At 64.9% G+C, this 16,245-nt stretch carries 15 protein-coding genes; 11 read left to right on the forward strand and 4 right to left on the reverse strand.

Annotation, left to right across the window (positions count from 1 at the left end; all coding sequences use genetic code 11):
* Positions 1 to 21: 21 nt before the first annotated feature.
* The 5 genes from FHS79_RS02875 to FHS79_RS02895 are packed head-to-tail and all read left to right on the forward strand — an operon-like array spanning position 22 to position 4,952.
* Complete coding sequence (locus FHS79_RS02875) at positions 22 to 693, forward strand: TylF/MycF/NovP-related O-methyltransferase (RefSeq protein WP_184195066.1); 672 nt, start codon at positions 22 to 24, stop codon at positions 691 to 693.
* A complete protein-coding gene (locus FHS79_RS02880) occupies positions 690 to 1,679 on the forward strand; it encodes a glycosyltransferase family 2 protein (RefSeq protein ID WP_184195068.1) in 990 nt (329 codons plus the stop codon). The genes FHS79_RS02875 and FHS79_RS02880 overlap by 4 nt, the downstream gene beginning before the upstream one ends.
* Positions 1,679 to 2,662, forward strand: a complete 984-nt coding sequence (locus tag FHS79_RS02885) for a glycosyltransferase family 2 protein (RefSeq protein WP_184195071.1) — start codon at positions 1,679 to 1,681, stop codon at positions 2,660 to 2,662. Before FHS79_RS02880 ends, FHS79_RS02885 begins: the two co-directional genes overlap by 1 nt.
* Positions 2,663 to 2,679: 17 nt before the next feature.
* Positions 2,680 to 3,663, forward strand: a complete 984-nt coding sequence (locus FHS79_RS02890; protein WP_184195074.1) for a glycosyltransferase family 2 protein — start codon at positions 2,680 to 2,682, stop codon at positions 3,661 to 3,663.
* A 5-nt stretch (positions 3,664 to 3,668) separates the two neighbouring features.
* A complete protein-coding gene (locus tag FHS79_RS02895; protein WP_184195076.1) occupies positions 3,669 to 4,952 on the forward strand; it encodes an outer membrane beta-barrel protein in 1,284 nt (427 codons plus the stop codon).
* 27 nt (positions 4,953 to 4,979) lie between these two features.
* Here FHS79_RS02895 and FHS79_RS02900 read toward each other — a convergent pair whose 3' ends face one another.
* On the reverse strand, positions 4,980 to 5,732 hold the full coding sequence (locus FHS79_RS02900; RefSeq protein ID WP_184195079.1) for a family 16 glycosylhydrolase: 753 nt from the start codon (positions 5,730 to 5,732) through the stop codon (positions 4,980 to 4,982).
* Positions 5,733 to 5,751: 19 nt separating this feature from the next.
* A complete protein-coding gene (locus tag FHS79_RS02905; RefSeq protein WP_184195082.1) occupies positions 5,752 to 7,953 on the reverse strand; it encodes a GumC family protein in 2,202 nt (733 codons plus the stop codon).
* A gap of 235 nt (positions 7,954 to 8,188) precedes the next feature.
* Between FHS79_RS02905 and FHS79_RS02910 the strand changes: the two genes are divergently transcribed.
* Both FHS79_RS02910 and FHS79_RS02915 read left to right on the forward strand, forming a co-directional pair.
* Entirely contained in the window at positions 8,189 to 9,409 is a 1,221-nt protein-coding gene (locus tag FHS79_RS02910; RefSeq protein WP_184195084.1) for an acyltransferase family protein, read from the forward strand.
* A gap of 42 nt (positions 9,410 to 9,451) precedes the next feature.
* Positions 9,452 to 10,270, forward strand: a complete 819-nt coding sequence (locus tag FHS79_RS02915) for a metallophosphoesterase family protein (protein WP_184195087.1) — start codon at positions 9,452 to 9,454, stop codon at positions 10,268 to 10,270.
* Between the two features lie 9 nt (positions 10,271 to 10,279).
* On the opposite strand, the gene FHS79_RS02920 is transcribed toward FHS79_RS02915, so the two are convergent.
* Positions 10,280 to 10,918: a sugar transferase gene (locus FHS79_RS02920; RefSeq protein WP_279380412.1), complete on the reverse strand. Its 639-nt coding sequence runs from the start codon at positions 10,916 to 10,918 to the stop codon at positions 10,280 to 10,282.
* A gap of 426 nt (positions 10,919 to 11,344) precedes the next feature.
* On the opposite strand from FHS79_RS02920, the gene FHS79_RS02925 reads away from it, so the two are divergent.
* The 4 genes from FHS79_RS02925 to FHS79_RS02940 all read left to right on the forward strand — a co-directional run bounded on the left by FHS79_RS02925 (position 11,345) and on the right by FHS79_RS02940 (position 14,842).
* Positions 11,345 to 12,007, forward strand: coding sequence for an Npun_F0296 family exosortase-dependent surface protein (locus FHS79_RS02925; protein ID WP_243452601.1), 663 nt, complete (start codon positions 11,345 to 11,347; stop codon positions 12,005 to 12,007).
* A gap of 183 nt (positions 12,008 to 12,190) precedes the next feature.
* The gene (xrtV, locus tag FHS79_RS02930) at positions 12,191 to 13,084 is read left to right on the forward strand and encodes an exosortase V (protein ID WP_184195093.1); all 894 of its coding nucleotides are present in this window, start codon (positions 12,191 to 12,193) and stop codon (positions 13,082 to 13,084) included.
* 2 nt (positions 13,085 to 13,086) lie between these two features.
* Entirely contained in the window at positions 13,087 to 13,803 is a 717-nt protein-coding gene (locus FHS79_RS02935; RefSeq protein ID WP_184195096.1) for an exosortase C-terminal domain/associated protein EpsI, read from the forward strand.
* Entirely contained in the window at positions 13,772 to 14,842 is a 1,071-nt protein-coding gene (locus tag FHS79_RS02940) for a glycosyltransferase (RefSeq protein ID WP_184195099.1), read from the forward strand. Before FHS79_RS02935 ends, FHS79_RS02940 begins: the two co-directional genes overlap by 32 nt.
* Here the strand turns inward: FHS79_RS02940 and FHS79_RS02945 are convergent.
* A complete protein-coding gene (locus tag FHS79_RS02945; RefSeq protein ID WP_184195102.1) occupies positions 14,803 to 16,128 on the reverse strand; it encodes an O-antigen ligase family protein in 1,326 nt (441 codons plus the stop codon). The genes FHS79_RS02940 and FHS79_RS02945 overlap by 40 nt on opposite strands.
* Positions 16,129 to 16,245 lie beyond the last annotated feature (117 nt).

Here is a 16,245-nt window from a genome sequence, read left to right on the forward strand (position 1 = left end):
CGATTTCGGCGGCAGCTTGCCTTGCTTCGCCTTGCCCCGATCACCCGTGCAGTGCTGGCGGAAAGGCTGACCTATCTTTCACTTGCGAAGCTGGAGCGCATCGAGTACGCGCTGCGCGCCGTGAAGAATGTCCCTGGCGCCGTCGTGGAATTCGGCGTCGCAATGGGTGGATCGGGCATCATTCTCGCAAGCCATTGCGTCGACCATGCTCGATTTGTCGGGTTCGACGTTTTTGCCATGATCCCGCCGCCGACCTCCGAAAAGGATGATGCCAAGTCGAAGGCGCGGTATGAGACGATCCGGTCGGGCCAGTCACGCGGCATCGGGGACGACGAATATTATGGCTATCGTTCCGATCTGCTTGCCGATGTGACATCGGCGTTCGCGCGCCATGGCGTTCCGGTGGACGGTCAGCGCGTCCAGCTCGTCAAGGGACTCTTTGAGCACAGCTGGGCCGGCGCCGCGCCCGACCGCATCGCGCTCGTCCATATCGATTGCGACTGGTACGATCCTGTCAAATTCTGCCTCGAGGCCGTTGCGGATCGGCTCAGTGCGGGCGGGATCATCGTCATCGATGACTATAATGACTATGGCGGGTGCCGTGTTGCAGTCGACGAGTTCGTCGGCAAGCGGGTCGACTATAGGATGGAGCCTGGCGCCAATCCCTTTCTCCGGCGGCAGGCCGTAGCATGATGATGGGTGACGCGCCGGTCGATGTGACGGCCATCATCTGCACGCGCAACCGCGCCGCATCGCTCGAGCGCGTGCTCGCCTCGGCGGCAACGTTGCGCATTCCCGATGGGACGCAGTGGGAGCTGCTGGTTGTCGACAATGGCAGCACCGATTCCACCGCGTCGATTGTCGCCGGCTTCGCCGACCGTCTGCCAATACGCCGGGTCGCCGAGCCGGTTGCGGGGCTGTCCCATGCGCGCAACCGCGGTGTTGCCGAAGCCCGCGGTGCACTGATCTGCTGGACCGATGACGATGTCGAGCTCGATGGCGAGTGGCTGGCGGCTTATGTTGCTGCCGCAGCGCGCCATCCTGAAGCGGCATTTTTCGCAGGCAATGTGACACCGGTGCTGGAAGGCCCGACTCCCGACTGGTTTGCGCGGCTGCAGGGCGAACCGGGGTTGCGGTCACTGATGGCGCGGCGAACGTTCGACAGCGTGGTGCCGCTTTCGCTCGAGGGCGGGTTGATGCCCTATGGTGCGAACTTCGCGGTGCGCGCGGCCGAGCAGAAGCGCTACCGATACGATCCGGACCTCGGCGTGTCGCCACAGCACCGGCGCAGCGGGGAGGAAACGCAACTCGTCCTCGCCATCATCGCGGCGGGGGGCAAAGGCTTTTCAGTGCCGGCTTCGAATGTGCGCCATCTCATCCCGGCCGGGCGGCAGAGCCGACGCTACATCTGGTCCTATTACCGGGCGCTTGGGGAGACCTGGGCGTTGCTGGCCGAGCGCAAGGCCCAGCCGAACTTCATGGGCCCGGCGGAGGCAGGCCAGCGGCGCCTGTTCGGGGTGCCGCTATGGGTGGGCCGGGCGGCAGCATCGTCGTGGCTTCAGGCAGCGATGCACCGCATGCTCGGCCGTGATGCAGCATGGCTGCGCAACATCAGGACCGCCGCCTATCATTGGGGTGCGGTCGCGTATCTCTTCAGCCGTCGTTCCGAACTGCGTTGATGAAGATTGCCGTCATCATCCCCTTTTTCCAACGCCGGCCTGGCCTGCTGGCGACGGCGGTGGCGTCGATCGCGGCGCAGCGTGTTGCCGATGACGTGACCATCGATGTGATCGTCGTCGACGATGGTTCGCCGATCAGTGCCGACTCGGAGGCGATCGCCGGGCTTCCCGACTGGTGCTGCTTGCGCATCATTTGCCGCGCCAATGGCGGGGTCGCTTCGGCGCGGAACACCGGGCTGGATGCCGTATCGCCGGATACCGCCTATGTCGCGTTTCTGGACTCGGACGATCGCTGGCTGCCGGAGCATCTGCAGAACGGCATCGACCTGCTCGGCCAGGGTGCCAGCTTCTATTTCGACAATGGCTATGACACGCGCGGACGCGATCGCTTTGCGCGGACACCCTTCATCCGGGACCAGCAGGGCTATTCCGCCGAGCAGGCGCCACATGGCCGGCTTGTCGACGGCGACCGGTTTTTTGCGGCGCTGGTGACCGAGTGCGTGCCGCACACATCGCAAGTGATCTATGATTTCCAGGCGCTGGGCCGGCACCGGTTCGACGAGACCCTGCGGACCGCCGGCGAGGACCATCTGTTCTGGCTGACCCTCGCTCGATCGGCGACGCTCGTCGGCTATCACACCGGACTGATGGGGGTGCGTGGCAGCGGGGTTTCGATCAACAGCTGCGCCTTCGACTGGAACTCCCCCGACAGCCTGCGGCGGCTGGTCGACGAGGTCAGCCTCTACAACAAGATCGGGCGCAGCTTCGCCCTCACCAACGCGCAGCGGCGGGCGATCGACGGAAAGCTTGCCGGCTATTTCGATCATCTGATCTTTCTCGCCGTGCGCAATTGCCGCCGCTATCCTGCGACGGTGCTGCAGGCGCTTCGCCAGGTCGCGATGGTCGATGGCGGCATCTGGCGCCGGGCGCCGGCTTCGATCCTCAGGCTGCGCGCGCACAGCGCCAGCTTCCGGACCGGATGACGGGTGGTGGGGGCGCCATGAAAATCGCAGTGATCATCCCCTTCTTCCAGCGCTCGCGCGGGTTGCTGGCGGCCGCAGTCACCTCGATTGCTGCCCAGCAGGTCGCTGCAGGCACGGAGATCGAGATCATCATCGTCGACGATGGCTCGCCCGTTGCTGCAACTTCGGAAGCCATGCCGCGGCTGCCGTCGCACTGCAGCCTGCGGATCGTGGAGCAGGCCAATGGCGGGGTTGCCGCGGCGCGCAATGCCGGGCTCGATGCAGTGGCGGCGGGAAGCCGATATGTTGCCTTCCTCGATTCGGACGATGTCTGGCTCGATGGCCATCTGGCTGCGGGGCTCGATGCCCTGCGCGCCGGCGCCGACCTGTATTTCGACAACACCGACAATTGCGACGGGACCGACCAGCTGAGCTCGTCCAGCTTCCTGCGTGACCGGCATGGGCGGCTGGACCCCGACGCGCCGGTTGCAGGCACAATCGAGGGGCGCGCGGCGTTCGACGCGATCCTTTCGGAGCACATGCCGCAGACGTCGCAGGTGATCTATGATTTTCACCATCATGCGGCGGCGCGCTTCGAGGTGTCGCTCCGGCTCGCCAGCGAAGATTATCTGTTCTGGCTGTGCCTCGCAAACCGGTCGCGGCGTCTCGCCTATCACACCGGGATCATGGGCCGGCGCGGGCGCGGCGTATCGCTCTATCGGTCGACATTGTCGTGGGATTCGCCGTCCGGAATCGCACGGGTGGTCGATCAGATCAGCATGCGTCGCATGGTTGCCGAGCGCTTCAGCCTCGATCGGCAGCAGGTGAAGCGGGTCGATGACGAGATCGTCGAGCTTTGCGAGCATGTCATCTTCCTCGCCCTGCGCAACAGCTTCCGCCACCCCCGGACGATCCTGGCGGAGTTGCGGCGGCTGACGGGGCTATATCCTGCGTTCTGGCGGCGCGTGCCCTCGGCGATCATCGGCCTTCCGGTGGTGCGCGCGCGGCTGATGCAAGGCTAGAGGCGGTGAACATCATATCAGGACACGCTGCGAGGCGCCTGTCGCGCGGCTCGGCATGTGCGCTGGCGATCCTGCTGGCGGTGCCACCATCGGCGGCCAATGCCCAGATGGTTGTTCGCGGCCAGGGCGTCGCCGACCGCGCGCGCTCGGACTATGATCCTCTGGGCATCGATGTCGGCGGCTTTCGCCTGTTCCCGCAACTCACGATCGATGCGCTCGCCACCGACAATCTCCGGGCATCGAACCGCAACCGCGAGGCGGATGCCTATCTTGTCATCGCCCCTGACCTGCGCTTCACCAGCAACTGGGCGCGACACGACCTGTCGGGGCGCGCCTGGTTTACCCGCAGCATTCATGCCGCCATTCCTGCGGAAGATGTCAGCCAGTTCGGCGCCACGACCAGTGCTGCACTCGATATTTCGCGCAATAGCCGTATCCGCATCGAAGCCAGTGCCGATCGCCGCGTCGAGAGCCGGACCAGCCTCGCCAGCTTCCAGAATACCGTGACACCGGTGAGCTACAATATCCTCAGGGGCAGTGTCGCCGCGTCGCAGATCGTCGATCGCCTCGTCCTGAACGCCACGCTGGCAGCCGAGAAGCGGGACTTTTTCGCGGCCGTGGCGGCGGATGGCAGCGCAATCGACCAGGATTTCCGCGATATGCGCAGCATCACCGCCGGCGGCAGCGCCCAATACGAGATCCGCAGCGGCGTCGGCATCGTCCTGAGCGGCCAATATGAAGACAGCCGCTTCACCGGCCAGCCGACTGCGCCAGGGCTCGGGCTTGTGCGCGATTCGAACGGTTATGACCTGTTGCTCGGGCTGTCGCTCGAGCTGACCTCGCTGGTCTTCGGGCAGGTCCAGGTCGGCATGATCAGGCGCAGCTATGATGACCCGCGGCTGCAGGATGTGAGCGGCCCCTCCTATCGCGCCAACCTGCTCTGGAACGTCACGCCGCTTACATCGCTGCGATTGACCGGGGCGCGCAGCGTCGAGGATGCCAGTTCCACCATCTTTGCCGGCAACACGCGGAGCCAGGTGAAGCTCGCGGTCGATCACGAGCTTTTTCGCTACATCATCGTCTCGGCCGACACCGATTTCTCGCGATTCACGGCAAATGGCCCGGGGCCTCGCGGCAATGAATTCAGCATCGGGGCCGGCGCGCGCTATCTGCTGAACCGACGCTGGGTGGTGAGCGGTCGTGTCGACCATCGCCAGCGCACGTCCGATACCGCTTCACTTCGCTTCCATGCGACCACCGTATCGGTGTCCACGCGCTTTGCATTCTAGTTCCTGCAGCTCAGGGATTTCTGCAGCTCAGGGATACCTGCAGCTCAGGGATTGGGGAAAGGCGCAGCGTTCGCCGGGGGCGGTGAAGGCAATCCAGTCGATATCGGCGCTGATCGCCGGGCGCGGATCGACGAATTTCCCGAGCCAGTCTTCGACGGGCTTGGCCCCCATCCAAAGCGACAGGAACAGCTGGCCCGGCACATTCGGCAAGGGCGCGCGGGTTTCGGTGCGGACGAGCGTGCCGTCGATGAACCAGCGGATCGCCGTCGGCGTCCACTCGACCGCATAGTCGTGGAATTCCGCCGACGCATCGCCACCGACCGCTTCCAATGATTCGCGGCCGCCCTTGCCGTTGACGAAGACATTGAGCTGCACCTTGTCCGGTGATTTGCCGAGAAACTCGAAATCGACCTCGTCATGGACCGGAGTCAGCGGCAGACCGGAATAGGTGAACATCGCCGTGTTGAGACCTGCACCGGCGGCGGCTCGCATCCGTGCTTCGTACAACCCATGGCCATAGCGCCCCCACGTCCGGATCTCGGCGCATTTGTAAGGCCGCAGCCGATTTGGCGCCTGGGTGAGGCGAAGCTTCAGCACACCCGCCTGCACGCCAACATTGCTGCGCGCCCATGTGCAGCCGTGCCAGGCGCCATTCACCCATCCGTCCGAAATGTACCAGCGCCGCGTGTCGATCCTGTCGAAAGGCTCGAAAAAGGATTTTGGCGGCAGTGGCGCCGGCGCTGGAGCAGCACCAACGCCGAGCACCGCCGCCGCCAGCACCGCTGCCGCTCTTGCGGCATCAGTTCGTGTAATAGCCCTTGAACTTCTTGTGATAGCCATAGACGTCCTCATGTCCGGTGCTCGCATATTTGCGGATGTCGACCAGCGACAGCGCGACACCCGCCACGCGCGCATCGGCGCCGATCAGCAGATCGAGCGCAGCATCGGCAGCGCGCATCGATGTGGCGCGCCACCGGGCGAGAAACAGTACCGCATCGGCCTTGCTCGCCACGACCCGCGCATCGGCGAGCCCGAGCACCGGTGCGGTGTCGACGACCACGAACTCGAAGCGCTCGCGCAGTGCAGCCAGCAATGCCGCCAGGGCCTCGACACCCAGCAGATCGCGACCGTCGTTGGCCGATGCCATCGTGCCGAGAATGGAAAGGTCGGTCTGGGAATCACGGACCAGTGCCTCATCGAGTGAAGCGGTGCCGGCCAGCACTTCGAGAAGCAGGCCGGGCCGGCCTTCGAGCAGCATGTCGCTGGCCGAATGCCGGCGGATGTCGCAGTCCACGAGCACGGTGCTGGCGCCCGACAAGGCAAGGGTGCGCGCCAGGCAGACGGCTGTCGTTGTCTTGCCCTCTCGCGGCAGTGCCGAGGTCACCGCGATGACGCGCGGCCGATGCCGCCCGCGCAGCGTGACCGACGCCCGGACGCTGCGAAGCGATTCAGCGAACATCGATTGCGGGTGCGAGACGATATAATCCTGCGGCGCCTCGGTGACGCGCATGCCATCGAGGGTCGATCCGATCTCGGGCAGCGCCCCCAGATAGCGCACGCCGAGGCGGCGCTCGACATCCTGCTTGGTGCGGACGCCGCCATCGAGGAACTCTGCGAACGCGATTGCGATGCCGCCGAACGACAGCGCAAACACCAGCGACAGCGACGAGACGAGCCGGACATTCGGCGAGGTCGGCTCCAGCGGAATGAGCGCCGGAGACGCGATCGAAGCGCGTGGCTGCTCGATGCCTTCGCGCGCCGCCGTACCGATCGACCGGTTGAGAAAGGCGCCATAGATGGCGCGTGCCGCAAGCGCCTTGCGCTCCAGCTCCATGTAGCCGACCTGTGCGGCGGCGTTGCTTGCGAGCATCCGCCGCGATGCCTGCTGGCTTGCAAGCAGCGATTCGACGCCGGAGCGGGCAACACGCACCTCGGCCTGCAGGCTCGACAGGATCCGGTCGATCTCCAGCTGGATCTGGCGCTGCACGGCGACAAGGCGCTGCTCCTCCTGTCCGATCGCCGGATGGCGCTCGCCGTAGCGCGCCCGCAACTGTGCGAGTGTGCGACTGCTGTCGGCTTCCTGGGCGCGCAATGCACCGATCGTCCCCGAATTGAGCGCCGATGCGACATCGCCGCCACCACCGCCGCGCTCGAACTGCGCCCGTGCCGCCGACAGTCTTCCCTCGCGTTCGGCAAGCAGCGCGCGGGCCGACGCCAGCTGCTGGTTGAGCGTCGAGCTCTCCTGCTCGGCCATCGTCGCCCCCTGGGCGCTCATCAGGCCATTGGCAATCTTGTACTGCTGGAGCGCTGAATCGGCGGCTTCGGCCTCTCTGCGCAGCTCGACGAGACGGCTGTCGACCTGCAGCCGGGCTCGCGCGTCGGTCTCGTCCTTGGCCTGCCTGAGCTGGTCGAGATAGGCCTGGGCAAAGGCATTGGCGATCCGTGCAGCCTGGGTGGCCGATCGCGAGCGGGCTTCGATCTCGATGATCGAGGTTCGCCCCGCGCGGCGCACGGTGACAGCGCTGCGCAGGGCCGTGGCCGTGGCGACCAGCCGCGCCTGCGCCTGCTGCGCCGGAGTGGCGTCGATGGCGTTATCGCCACCCGATGCGAATTCGGGATCATCGGCCAGGCCGAGATCTTCGACAACCGCTGCTGCAAGCCGCGGCGAGCCGACGACCACCAATTGGGTGTCGATGAAATCCGAACTGGGAAGCTGCTCGGTGTTCTGGATGCTCGCCGGTTGGACCGGATCTCCGCCGCGCGGCTCGATCAGCACGCTCGCGGTCGCCGAATACTGGCGCGTGGCGAGTGCAAGATAACTGCCGGCTGCGGCCAGAATGGCGATGACGACAAACAGGAAAATCCATATCCTGCGGCGCATGATCGCCCAGAAGACCCTCGGATCGGGAAGCAGGGCACGCCGCTCGGCGGTCGGCGCATCGCCGCTGTCGAGGATCAGCCTTCCCTGAGCCTGTTCAGCGATCTCGAATTCCTGCTGCATAGACAAGCCCCCGCCGTAACACTTTCGAACACGTTCCGTTAAATCTTGATATAGCACCTCTTGCAGCAGGCTGGCACGTCCAGGCGACATTCTAGCGTTTGGTTTCGATGCAACTATACTATCGTCAAATGGCAACTGTTCTGTCGGATAGTGACATGTGTATCGACTAGCTGTTCGATAGCCATTTCTCCGCTCCTGTCTTACGAGAGCGCGAACAGGGGCCAAATTCTTGGTGATGAACGACCGAATCACAGAGCAGGAAAGGCCTTGGTCGGCCGGGGCGGCGTTGTTGCGGCTGACGCTGGTCGCGTGCCTTTTTCTCTACCAGAGCAGTGAAGTGAGCGGCAGCTTCGGCCGGCTGGCCGGTGTGGCGTGGCTGGTGCCGCATGTGCTGATCGCCGGGCTGTTCACGCTTGCCGGGCTGCTCTCGATGCAGAGCCTGGAGGCGCATGGCGCTGGGCGCTTTCTGCGGCGGCGTGCCGCCCGGCTGGCGCCGTTGCTCCTCGTCGCTGTGATGCTGCCATCGCTTGTGATCGGCCCGCTCGTGTCGGTGCGGCCGATGCCGGCCTATCTTGCCGACCCGGAACTCTGGTCCTGGTTCCTGAACCTCGTTTTCTGGCCGCAATTCACGCTTCCCGGCGTGTTTCTGCTCAATGTCGTGCCGCGGGTCGTCAACGACATCATGTGGACGCTGCCGGTCGCGGTCGCCGCCGCCATGGCGCTCTGTGTGACGGCCATCCGCCCGCAGCGCGCGGCTGGCGTGCTGTCGGCAATGCTGGTGCTACTGGCCTCGGCCGCGCTGGCCGCCGGTGGATCGGGGCTGGACACGGCGATGGTGAACAAGACGCTCGGTGCTGCGGCGGCGTTCATGCTGGGCGCGCTCGCCCATGTGCTGGGCCGGCGGCTGCCGCGGACGCTCAAACGCAGCGCCATTGCTGCTATCGCCATCGCCGCGGCCGTCATTATGGGTGTCGCGGTCCTCGGGCAGCGCAACTGGCTACTGCTGCCGGCTTTCAACGTCCTGCTCGCCGTGCCGATAGCCTGTCTTGTGGTGGTGCCGGCGGGGATTTCGCTTCGCGCATCGCCGCTCGTCACCGCTCTTCAACGCTATGCCGGCGGGGCCTTTTTGATGGCATATCCGGTCCAGCAGGCTGCGATCGCGCTCGGTTCGACCAACCAGGGCTTTGTCATCAACGTCCTTGCCAGCCTGCCGGTGACGCTGGTGATCGCCGCGCTGAGCTGGCACCTGTTCGAGGCACGGGTCGTTGCACGCGCGGCCCGTGGCGCGGATGCAGTGTTGCCCGACGCCGTGCCCGGCCTGTCGCTGGCGCAGGCGCGACGTCTGCTGGTCGAAAAATTGCCCGAGCTGGGCCTGTGGCTCGTGTTCCTGGCACTTGCCTGGGCGGTGATGGCGATCACCGTCTTCGCGTTCCAGCCCGACCGTGGCGGGATCTGAGCCAAGGACGACAACGTCGTCGGAACATGCTAGAGGAAGCGGGTGCCGCTCAAGACCTTACTTCGCCGCAAAGCCTCGACGCAGGGCCTTCCCGGCGAGCGCATCTATGCGATCGGCGACATCCATGGCCGGCTTGATCTGCTCGACGAGCTGATGGCACGCATCGACCGCGACATGGCATCGCGGCCACCGATGCGGACGCGATGCGTCATTCTCGGGGATTTCATCGACCGGGGATTGCAGTCGTCCGCGGTGATGACGCGCCTGGCCGAACTCGATCCGGACAAATACATCGTGCTCAAGGGCAATCACGAGGCCGCGCTTCTCGATACGCTGCGCGGCGATCATGATGCCGCCGAGGTCTGGGCCCGCTTCGGCGGCGTGGCGACGCTCGCCAGCTTCGGCGTTTCCGCAGACTCGATCGATCCGGAGGACAGTGGACAATTGATCAGCCTCGCCCGGCGCGTCATCCCGGCGCCACTCGCCGACTGGCTGGCGCAGCGTCCGCTTTCATTTCGCGCCGGAGGCTATTACTTCGTCCACGCTGGCGTGCGCCCCGGCGTCGCGCTCGCGCGCCAGACCGAAGCGGACCTGCTATGGATCAGGGATATGTTCACCGAAAGCGACGCCGACCATGGCGCCATCATCGTTCATGGGCACAGCATCCGCGAAGCCGGTGCCGAGATCATGCCGAACCGCATCGGCATCGACACCGGCGCCTATCGGACGGGGCGATTGTCGGCTGTCGGGCTGGAAGGTGACCAGGTCTGGACGCTGGCCACCGGCTCCGCTCCGTCTGCCGAGCTGCTGGTGCCGGCAGCGGCCCGCATCAGCGAGGCATGGGCACCATTCAGGCGCTGAACGATCGGCTCAGCAGGCACCCTGGCCGAGCAGCACCACGGGCACGGTGCAGGCCATGATCCTGATGTCCCCGAGGATCGATTTGCGGCGCGCATAGAGCCGGTCGCATGCCACGCGGCAGCGATAGGAAGTCTCGCTCCGGCCGCTCACCTGCCAGAGCCCGGTGATTCCCGGCCGCACCGAACAATAGTCGCCGATATACCGACCATAGCGCGCGATCTCGCCAGTGACGATCGGACGTGGGCCTACGATGGCCATCTCGCCCGCGAGCACGTTGAAGATCTGCGGCAGTTCGTCGAGGCTGGTGCGGCGCAGGAAATTGCCGATGCCGATGATCCGCGGATCATTGCGGAGCTTGTGGTTCTCCGCCCATTCGGCGCGCGCCGCGGGGCAGTCGGCCAGCAACGCATCGAGCATCTCGGACGCGTTCACGTGCATCGTGCGAAATTTGAGGCAGGTGAACAATTCACCGTCGCGGCCGATGCGCTGCTGGCGGAACAAGATCGGCCCGGAACTTGTCAGTGCGATCGTTGCCGCGCTGAACAGCATGATCGGCGAAAAGACAAGAAGTGCAATCAGGGCCACGAGTACATCGACTGTGCGGACGAGAAGACCATCGCGTGTCGGTGCTCCTGCACGTCGGGGCAGGGATTTTGCAGCCGTTTCGCCCTGATTTGTGTCCGAAGACAGCGCGGAAGCCAGGTAAACATTGAAGCCGCCGCCGTACTCCTCGAACGCCTTCATTGCCCTGCCCCCAATATTCAGCCAATTAATAATCGCTGACTGGATCGCATAATTGTCGCTGCGGGGCAATTTGGCCTGATGCAACTAGATTAAGGTTACAACTCACTTACCTTTCTGTCTTTTGGTTAGCGTCATTATACTAAAGTATAGTGTAGTTTGTCGTCAAAACTAGAAACTTTTGCCACCGTTGACCGGGTTTATCTCTGCACATATTAGCTTGAAACCGGCCCTGACACAGAATTCTGCTGTCGGTGGTCATAGCCGGCAGGTTTTCCGGCGCAGACGCTGAACAGGTTCGGATTGAACTTCTGTCAAACAGGGAGAACGGAGATGTTGAAGAAACTGCCGCTTGCGATTGCGGTCACCGGGATGGCGCTCGTCAGCGCAGCGCCGGCAAGCGCTCTGGGGGTCCTCTGGAAACCAGGCGTGCTTGCGACGGGCCTGATGAACACTGCGATTATCGAGGATTTTGAGGGTCTGGATCCCGGCGACCCTTATGGTGGTGGGTTTGCGATTTACGGTGATAGCGCTCCGGGCTTCGCTGCGCGGCCTGCATTCGGCAGCACCGGCAATTTCCTTGCAGTTCAACGGGACAACACGTCGTCGATCACGATCGCCGTGCCGCAGACACAGGTGCTGTCGTTCGTGATCGGATCGCTGGACAGCTACAACAAGGTGGTGCTGAACTTCCTTAATGGCACATCGCGGGAACTGAATGGTCTGGAAATCATCACCGGGCTTGCTGCGGACTCCGGCGCATCCGGTAGTGGCGATCAGAGCTCGCCGGACACCAATGGTCGCGTGTTCTACGACACCCTGGGCCTTACTTCGATCGTCAGCTTCACGTTGACGTCGATCGGGCAGAACGCTTTCGAGGTCGACAACATCTCGGTGGCGGCTCCCGAGCCGGGCACCTGGGGCATGATGATCCTCACCGCTGGAATTGCCGGCGCCAGCCTGCGGCGTCGTCGCAACCGGGCTGCCCTGGCCTGACTTGTCGTTGCCCCCCGACCTTCTCCGCCGGCGTTCGCGCCGGCGGCGTTGGCGTTTCCGGCATCCGGTGACACTCACCGGACACGCAGGAAGACGAATCTCTGGTGGGGCATTTTCAGGTCGAAACGATTGCATCGTGATCGCAGCCAGCGATCGAGCCGGGGACGATGTCTTGTGCACCACATGACCGTGATCGATCGTGTTGCCACGTCACCAGCCGCTGCCCCACGGGCTGCCGGGTGGCAGTCCCGCATCTGGATGGCGATCCTTGCGATCGGTCTCGCCACCATGGCGGTTCCCACCTTCCAGAGCATCGCCCGCGTCTCATGGGCAACCGAGCAAGGCGGCCATGGGCCGATCGTTCTCGCCATCGCTGTCTGGCTGCTCGTCCGCTCCTGGCCGGCCATGATGGCGCAGGCCAGGCCAGGCTCCGCCATCGTCGGTGCCGCCATCCTGCTTCCGGCGCTCGTGGTCTATGTGCTCGCGCGCGTCGTCGGGAGCATCGTCATCGAAGCTGCTGCGCTTTACCTGAGCTTCGTCGCGATCCTCTATCTGTTCATCGGCAAGCAAGCGATGCGCGTCGGCTGGTTTCCCATCGTTTACTTCCTGTTCGTGTTGCCGCCGCCCGGCAGCTTCGTGGCCGCTGCCACGCAGCCGCTCCGGCTCGGCATATCGGAATGGGCCGTCAACATCCTCGCGAACCTGGGCTATCCGGTGGCGCGCTCCGGCCTCAACATCGTGGCGGGCCAATATGATCTGGAAGTGAAGGCCGCCTGTGGTGGCCTCAATTCGATGATCAGCCTCACGGCGATGGGGCTGTTCTATGCCTGGATCCGGCACAATGCGGGTGCTGCCTATAATCTGTTCCTGTTCATGGCGATCATCGGCATGGCGATTGTTGCCAATCTTGTTCGGGTCATTCTGCTGATCCTCATCACCTATTATCTGGGAGACCGCGCTGCGCAGGGCTTCCTGCACGAATTTGCCGGTCTCACCATGCTTGCCGTCGCCATGGGCGGTGTCATCCTCGTCGACGAGCTGGCATCGCGCCGCTGGCGCAAGCCGGCGCGGGGCTGACAGTGGCCGGCGCTGCCACCCATACGAGGCGCGCGCTGCTGGTCGCCGCCGCCCAGATCGGCACCGCCGTTGCTGCCTATGCTGCAACCCCGCGCGCGCTGCCGGCCGCGCTCACCCGGACCCGTATCGACGATCTGGTGCCGGAGACGATCGGCGACTGGCGATTCGTTTCCGCCGCCGGCGTGATCGCCACGACCGAAGCTGCCGATACCGAAGGCTATGATCAGCTTCTCAAGCGCTTTTACCGGGCGCCGGGACAGCCCGACATCATGCTGCTGATGGCCTATGGCAACACGCAGGGCGGCAGCCTGCAGCTCCATCGCCCCGAAACCTGCTTTCCAGCCCAGGGTTTCGGCCTGTCGGAATTTCGTGCCGTGGCACTCGATTTCGACACGCCGCACACGATCCAGGCCCGCGCCTTCACGGCACGCCGGGATGATCGCATCGAGCGACTGCTCTACTGGACGCGCATCGGCGGCGCCTTCCCCCGCACCAGCGCGGAGGAGTATCTCGCGATCCTGCAGGGGCTTGGCCAGGGCACGGTTCCCGACGGCATGCTCGTCCGCATCTCCTCGCTGGGCAGCGATATCGCCGCGTCGGACCGAGCCATCATGCGCTTCGTGTCGGCAATGATCGGTATGGCGCGACCCGATGGCCGCGAGCTGCTTGTCGGCCAGGCCATGGCAGATGCTCTGGACCATGATGCACGCGCCGGTTGAACGACCGCGCCATCCCGCCGACGCCTTGTATCACACGGCGCGCGGGCCGCTGGTGCTGCTGTTCTACGACGGCTTCGAATGGCGCGCGCGGCCAGGCCTTGTCGGCGGCACGCTGGCGCAGGGGCGCCGGCTTGCGCGCTATGTCTATCGCTCGGCGCGCCGCAAGCAGGTGCGGACCGGCTTTTATGCCGCGTTCGTCGCCCTTCGTACCGCACTGGAGCGCCGCGGCTGCGATGTCCGCGTCAATGATTTCGCCACCGCGGCGGAGATGCCGGGCTACCCCATCGGCCTTGCCGGCTATCCGCAGGTGATCGATGCCGTGGCCTTGCCCAATCCGGTGGTCTTCGGCCCCGGCGATTTCGGCGCGTCGGCTGCCGCAGCGATGGTTGCTGCGCAGCCGCGGATGCGCCTGCTGATCCAGCCATCGGACTGGTTCCGCGACTATTATCGCCCGGTCTGCGGAGACAAGGTCGTCACCTGGTTCGCCGGGATCGACACCAGGCGCTGGACGCCAGCGCGCCGCGACGCCAAGACCTTCGACGTGCTGATCTACGACAAGATCCGCTGGAAACGCCCGCTGCTGGTGCCTGCGGTGCTCGATCGGCTCACCGCCCATTTCGATCGCTGTGGCATCAGTTACCGCGTTCTGCGCTACGGCCATCATCACCAGGCCATGTTCGCGTCGGCGTTGCGCGAGGCCCGTTCGCTCGCCTTCCTGTGCGAGCACGAGACTCAAGGCCTGGCGTATCAGGAAGCGCTGGCCGCCGATGTGCCGGTGTTTGCATGGGATGAAGGCGTTCTGGTCGACCCGCAGCTCAGCCGCGACGCGCCCTCGGGCCTGTCGGTCAGCTCCGTCCCCTATTTCGACGCGCGCTGCGGGCGCACCTTTCGGATGGCGACGATCGAAACCGCGTTCGACGTCTTCTGGGAGGGGCGCGCGGGCTATCGGCCGCGCGCCTATGTCGAGCAATGCCTTTCGATGAAGCAATCCGCCGACGATTATCTGGCGCTGTATGCCTGGGCAGGAAACCTCGGCTGACGCACGCGGCGCCCCCGCCCATTCGAGCGCCGGGACCGTGTCGGCCGGCTTGCCGGCGCTTTTTGTGCTGGCGCCAGGGCATGGACAGCGGTTGCCACCCAGAGCAGCGTGACAAGGCTGAACGGTGCGATCAGCCCGCTTTCGGCAAAGCTGCGAACATAGGTGACGATGACGAAGGTGGCGAAAAAGGCCATCGGCACCGTCGGTCGGGTGATCTGCCGGTAGCAACCCAGAAGGCCGACGACCACGCAACTTGCCACGAACACCGCCAGCCCGACGCCGCCGAGATCGACCTGCATCTCGACAAAGGCATTGTGGAAATTGAAGCCTGTGCGGCTGGCAATGCCGCCCCAGCGCCACAACCCCTCGGCATCGATATTGCCTTGCCGCCAGAATGCGTAATAGCCATGACCGAGCCATGGGCGATCCTGGATGAGTTGGTCCGCATAGGCCCAGAGATAGGTCCGCCCGGTCAATGTGGCATCCTTCTTCAGGACATTCTGCCGGAAATCGGCCACGGCGCCTTCGATTTCGGGGAGGAAGGCCAACGCCAGCCCGCAAAACAGCAGCAACAGGGCCACCACCGCCAGCCGCATTGCCATCGGCAGGCGGCCGAGCAGCAGGAACGCCCCGAACGCCAGGACGGTGACCGCCACCGACACCAGCGCGCCCGAGGACTGGCTGAGCACCAGCAACAGCACCGATACGGGCGCCGCGACCAGCGCCGCCCAGCGCGCGACACCCGGTTGATCGCGGTCGACGATGACCGCCAGAGCCAGTGCCAGCAGCAGTTGCGCCGCAATACCCATCTGGTTCTTGGATTCGAAGGGCCCGAGCAACGGAAACCCGCTGCCGAGGCTCGACACCGCGCCCGGCACGGCAAGGATGGCCACGACCACGAAGCTGCCGAACAGCGTGAGGATGCTGGCACGGGCACTCAGCCGATGGCAGACGATGATCGCGGCAAATACGGTCAAAAGCAGTTGCAGGGCTGCACGCAGGGTGCGCTCGGGCGCATCGGACCAGAGGCTGGAAAGCGCTGCGAAAATCGGAAGGACCAGCAACGGCGAAAAGCGCAACAGCGCGCGTCCGGAGGCTATCGGGCGCATCGCGATCAGGATCAGGGCGGCGAGGATGAAAGCGCCCGCAGACAGCGTGCCGAACAGCCCGGTGCCCACCAGCGCGACGAGCGCCACCGCCGCCAGCCAGCCCTCGAACGCCATGGGCGCGTCCGCCGCCGCAGGCAGCAGCCGACCCCTTCCCAAACGCGCCCCGCGGTCGTTCATGATCCTGCGTCCCCGCCCAGCCCTGTGATACGCTCATACGAAAAATTTTCGGTCGAGACAATTTCTGCCTCGCGCGTCGACGCGTCTCGTGTTGCCATTCCTGGCCTGCGCCTTCGC

It is taken from the genome of Polymorphobacter multimanifer (assembly GCF_014205635.1).
Classification (GTDB): Bacteria; Pseudomonadota; Alphaproteobacteria; order Sphingomonadales; family Sphingomonadaceae; genus Sandarakinorhabdus; species Sandarakinorhabdus multimanifer.

Excerpts from the sequence above, each read along its gene's own strand:
- FHS79_RS02905 (WP_184195082.1), bottom strand. The coding sequence starts at position 7,953 with ATGCAGCAGGAATTCGAGATCGCTGAACAGGCTCAGGGAAGGCTGATC.
- xrtV (WP_184195093.1), top strand. The coding sequence starts at position 12,191 with ATGACCGTGATCGATCGTGTTGCCACGTCACCAGCCGCTGCCCCACGG.
- FHS79_RS02885 (WP_184195071.1), top strand. The coding sequence starts at position 1,679 with ATGAAGATTGCCGTCATCATCCCCTTTTTCCAACGCCGGCCTGGCCTG.
- FHS79_RS02940 (WP_184195099.1), top strand. The coding sequence starts at position 13,772 with ATGCTCTGGACCATGATGCACGCGCCGGTTGAACGACCGCGCCATCCC.
- FHS79_RS02910 (WP_184195084.1), top strand. The coding sequence starts at position 8,189 with ATGAACGACCGAATCACAGAGCAGGAAAGGCCTTGGTCGGCCGGGGCG.
- FHS79_RS02890 (WP_184195074.1), top strand. The coding sequence starts at position 2,680 with ATGAAAATCGCAGTGATCATCCCCTTCTTCCAGCGCTCGCGCGGGTTG.
- FHS79_RS02880 (WP_184195068.1), top strand. The coding sequence starts at position 690 with ATGATGATGGGTGACGCGCCGGTCGATGTGACGGCCATCATCTGCACG.
- FHS79_RS02925 (WP_243452601.1), top strand. The coding sequence starts at position 11,345 with ATGTTGAAGAAACTGCCGCTTGCGATTGCGGTCACCGGGATGGCGCTC.
- FHS79_RS02945 (WP_184195102.1), bottom strand. The coding sequence starts at position 16,128 with ATGAACGACCGCGGGGCGCGTTTGGGAAGGGGTCGGCTGCTGCCTGCG.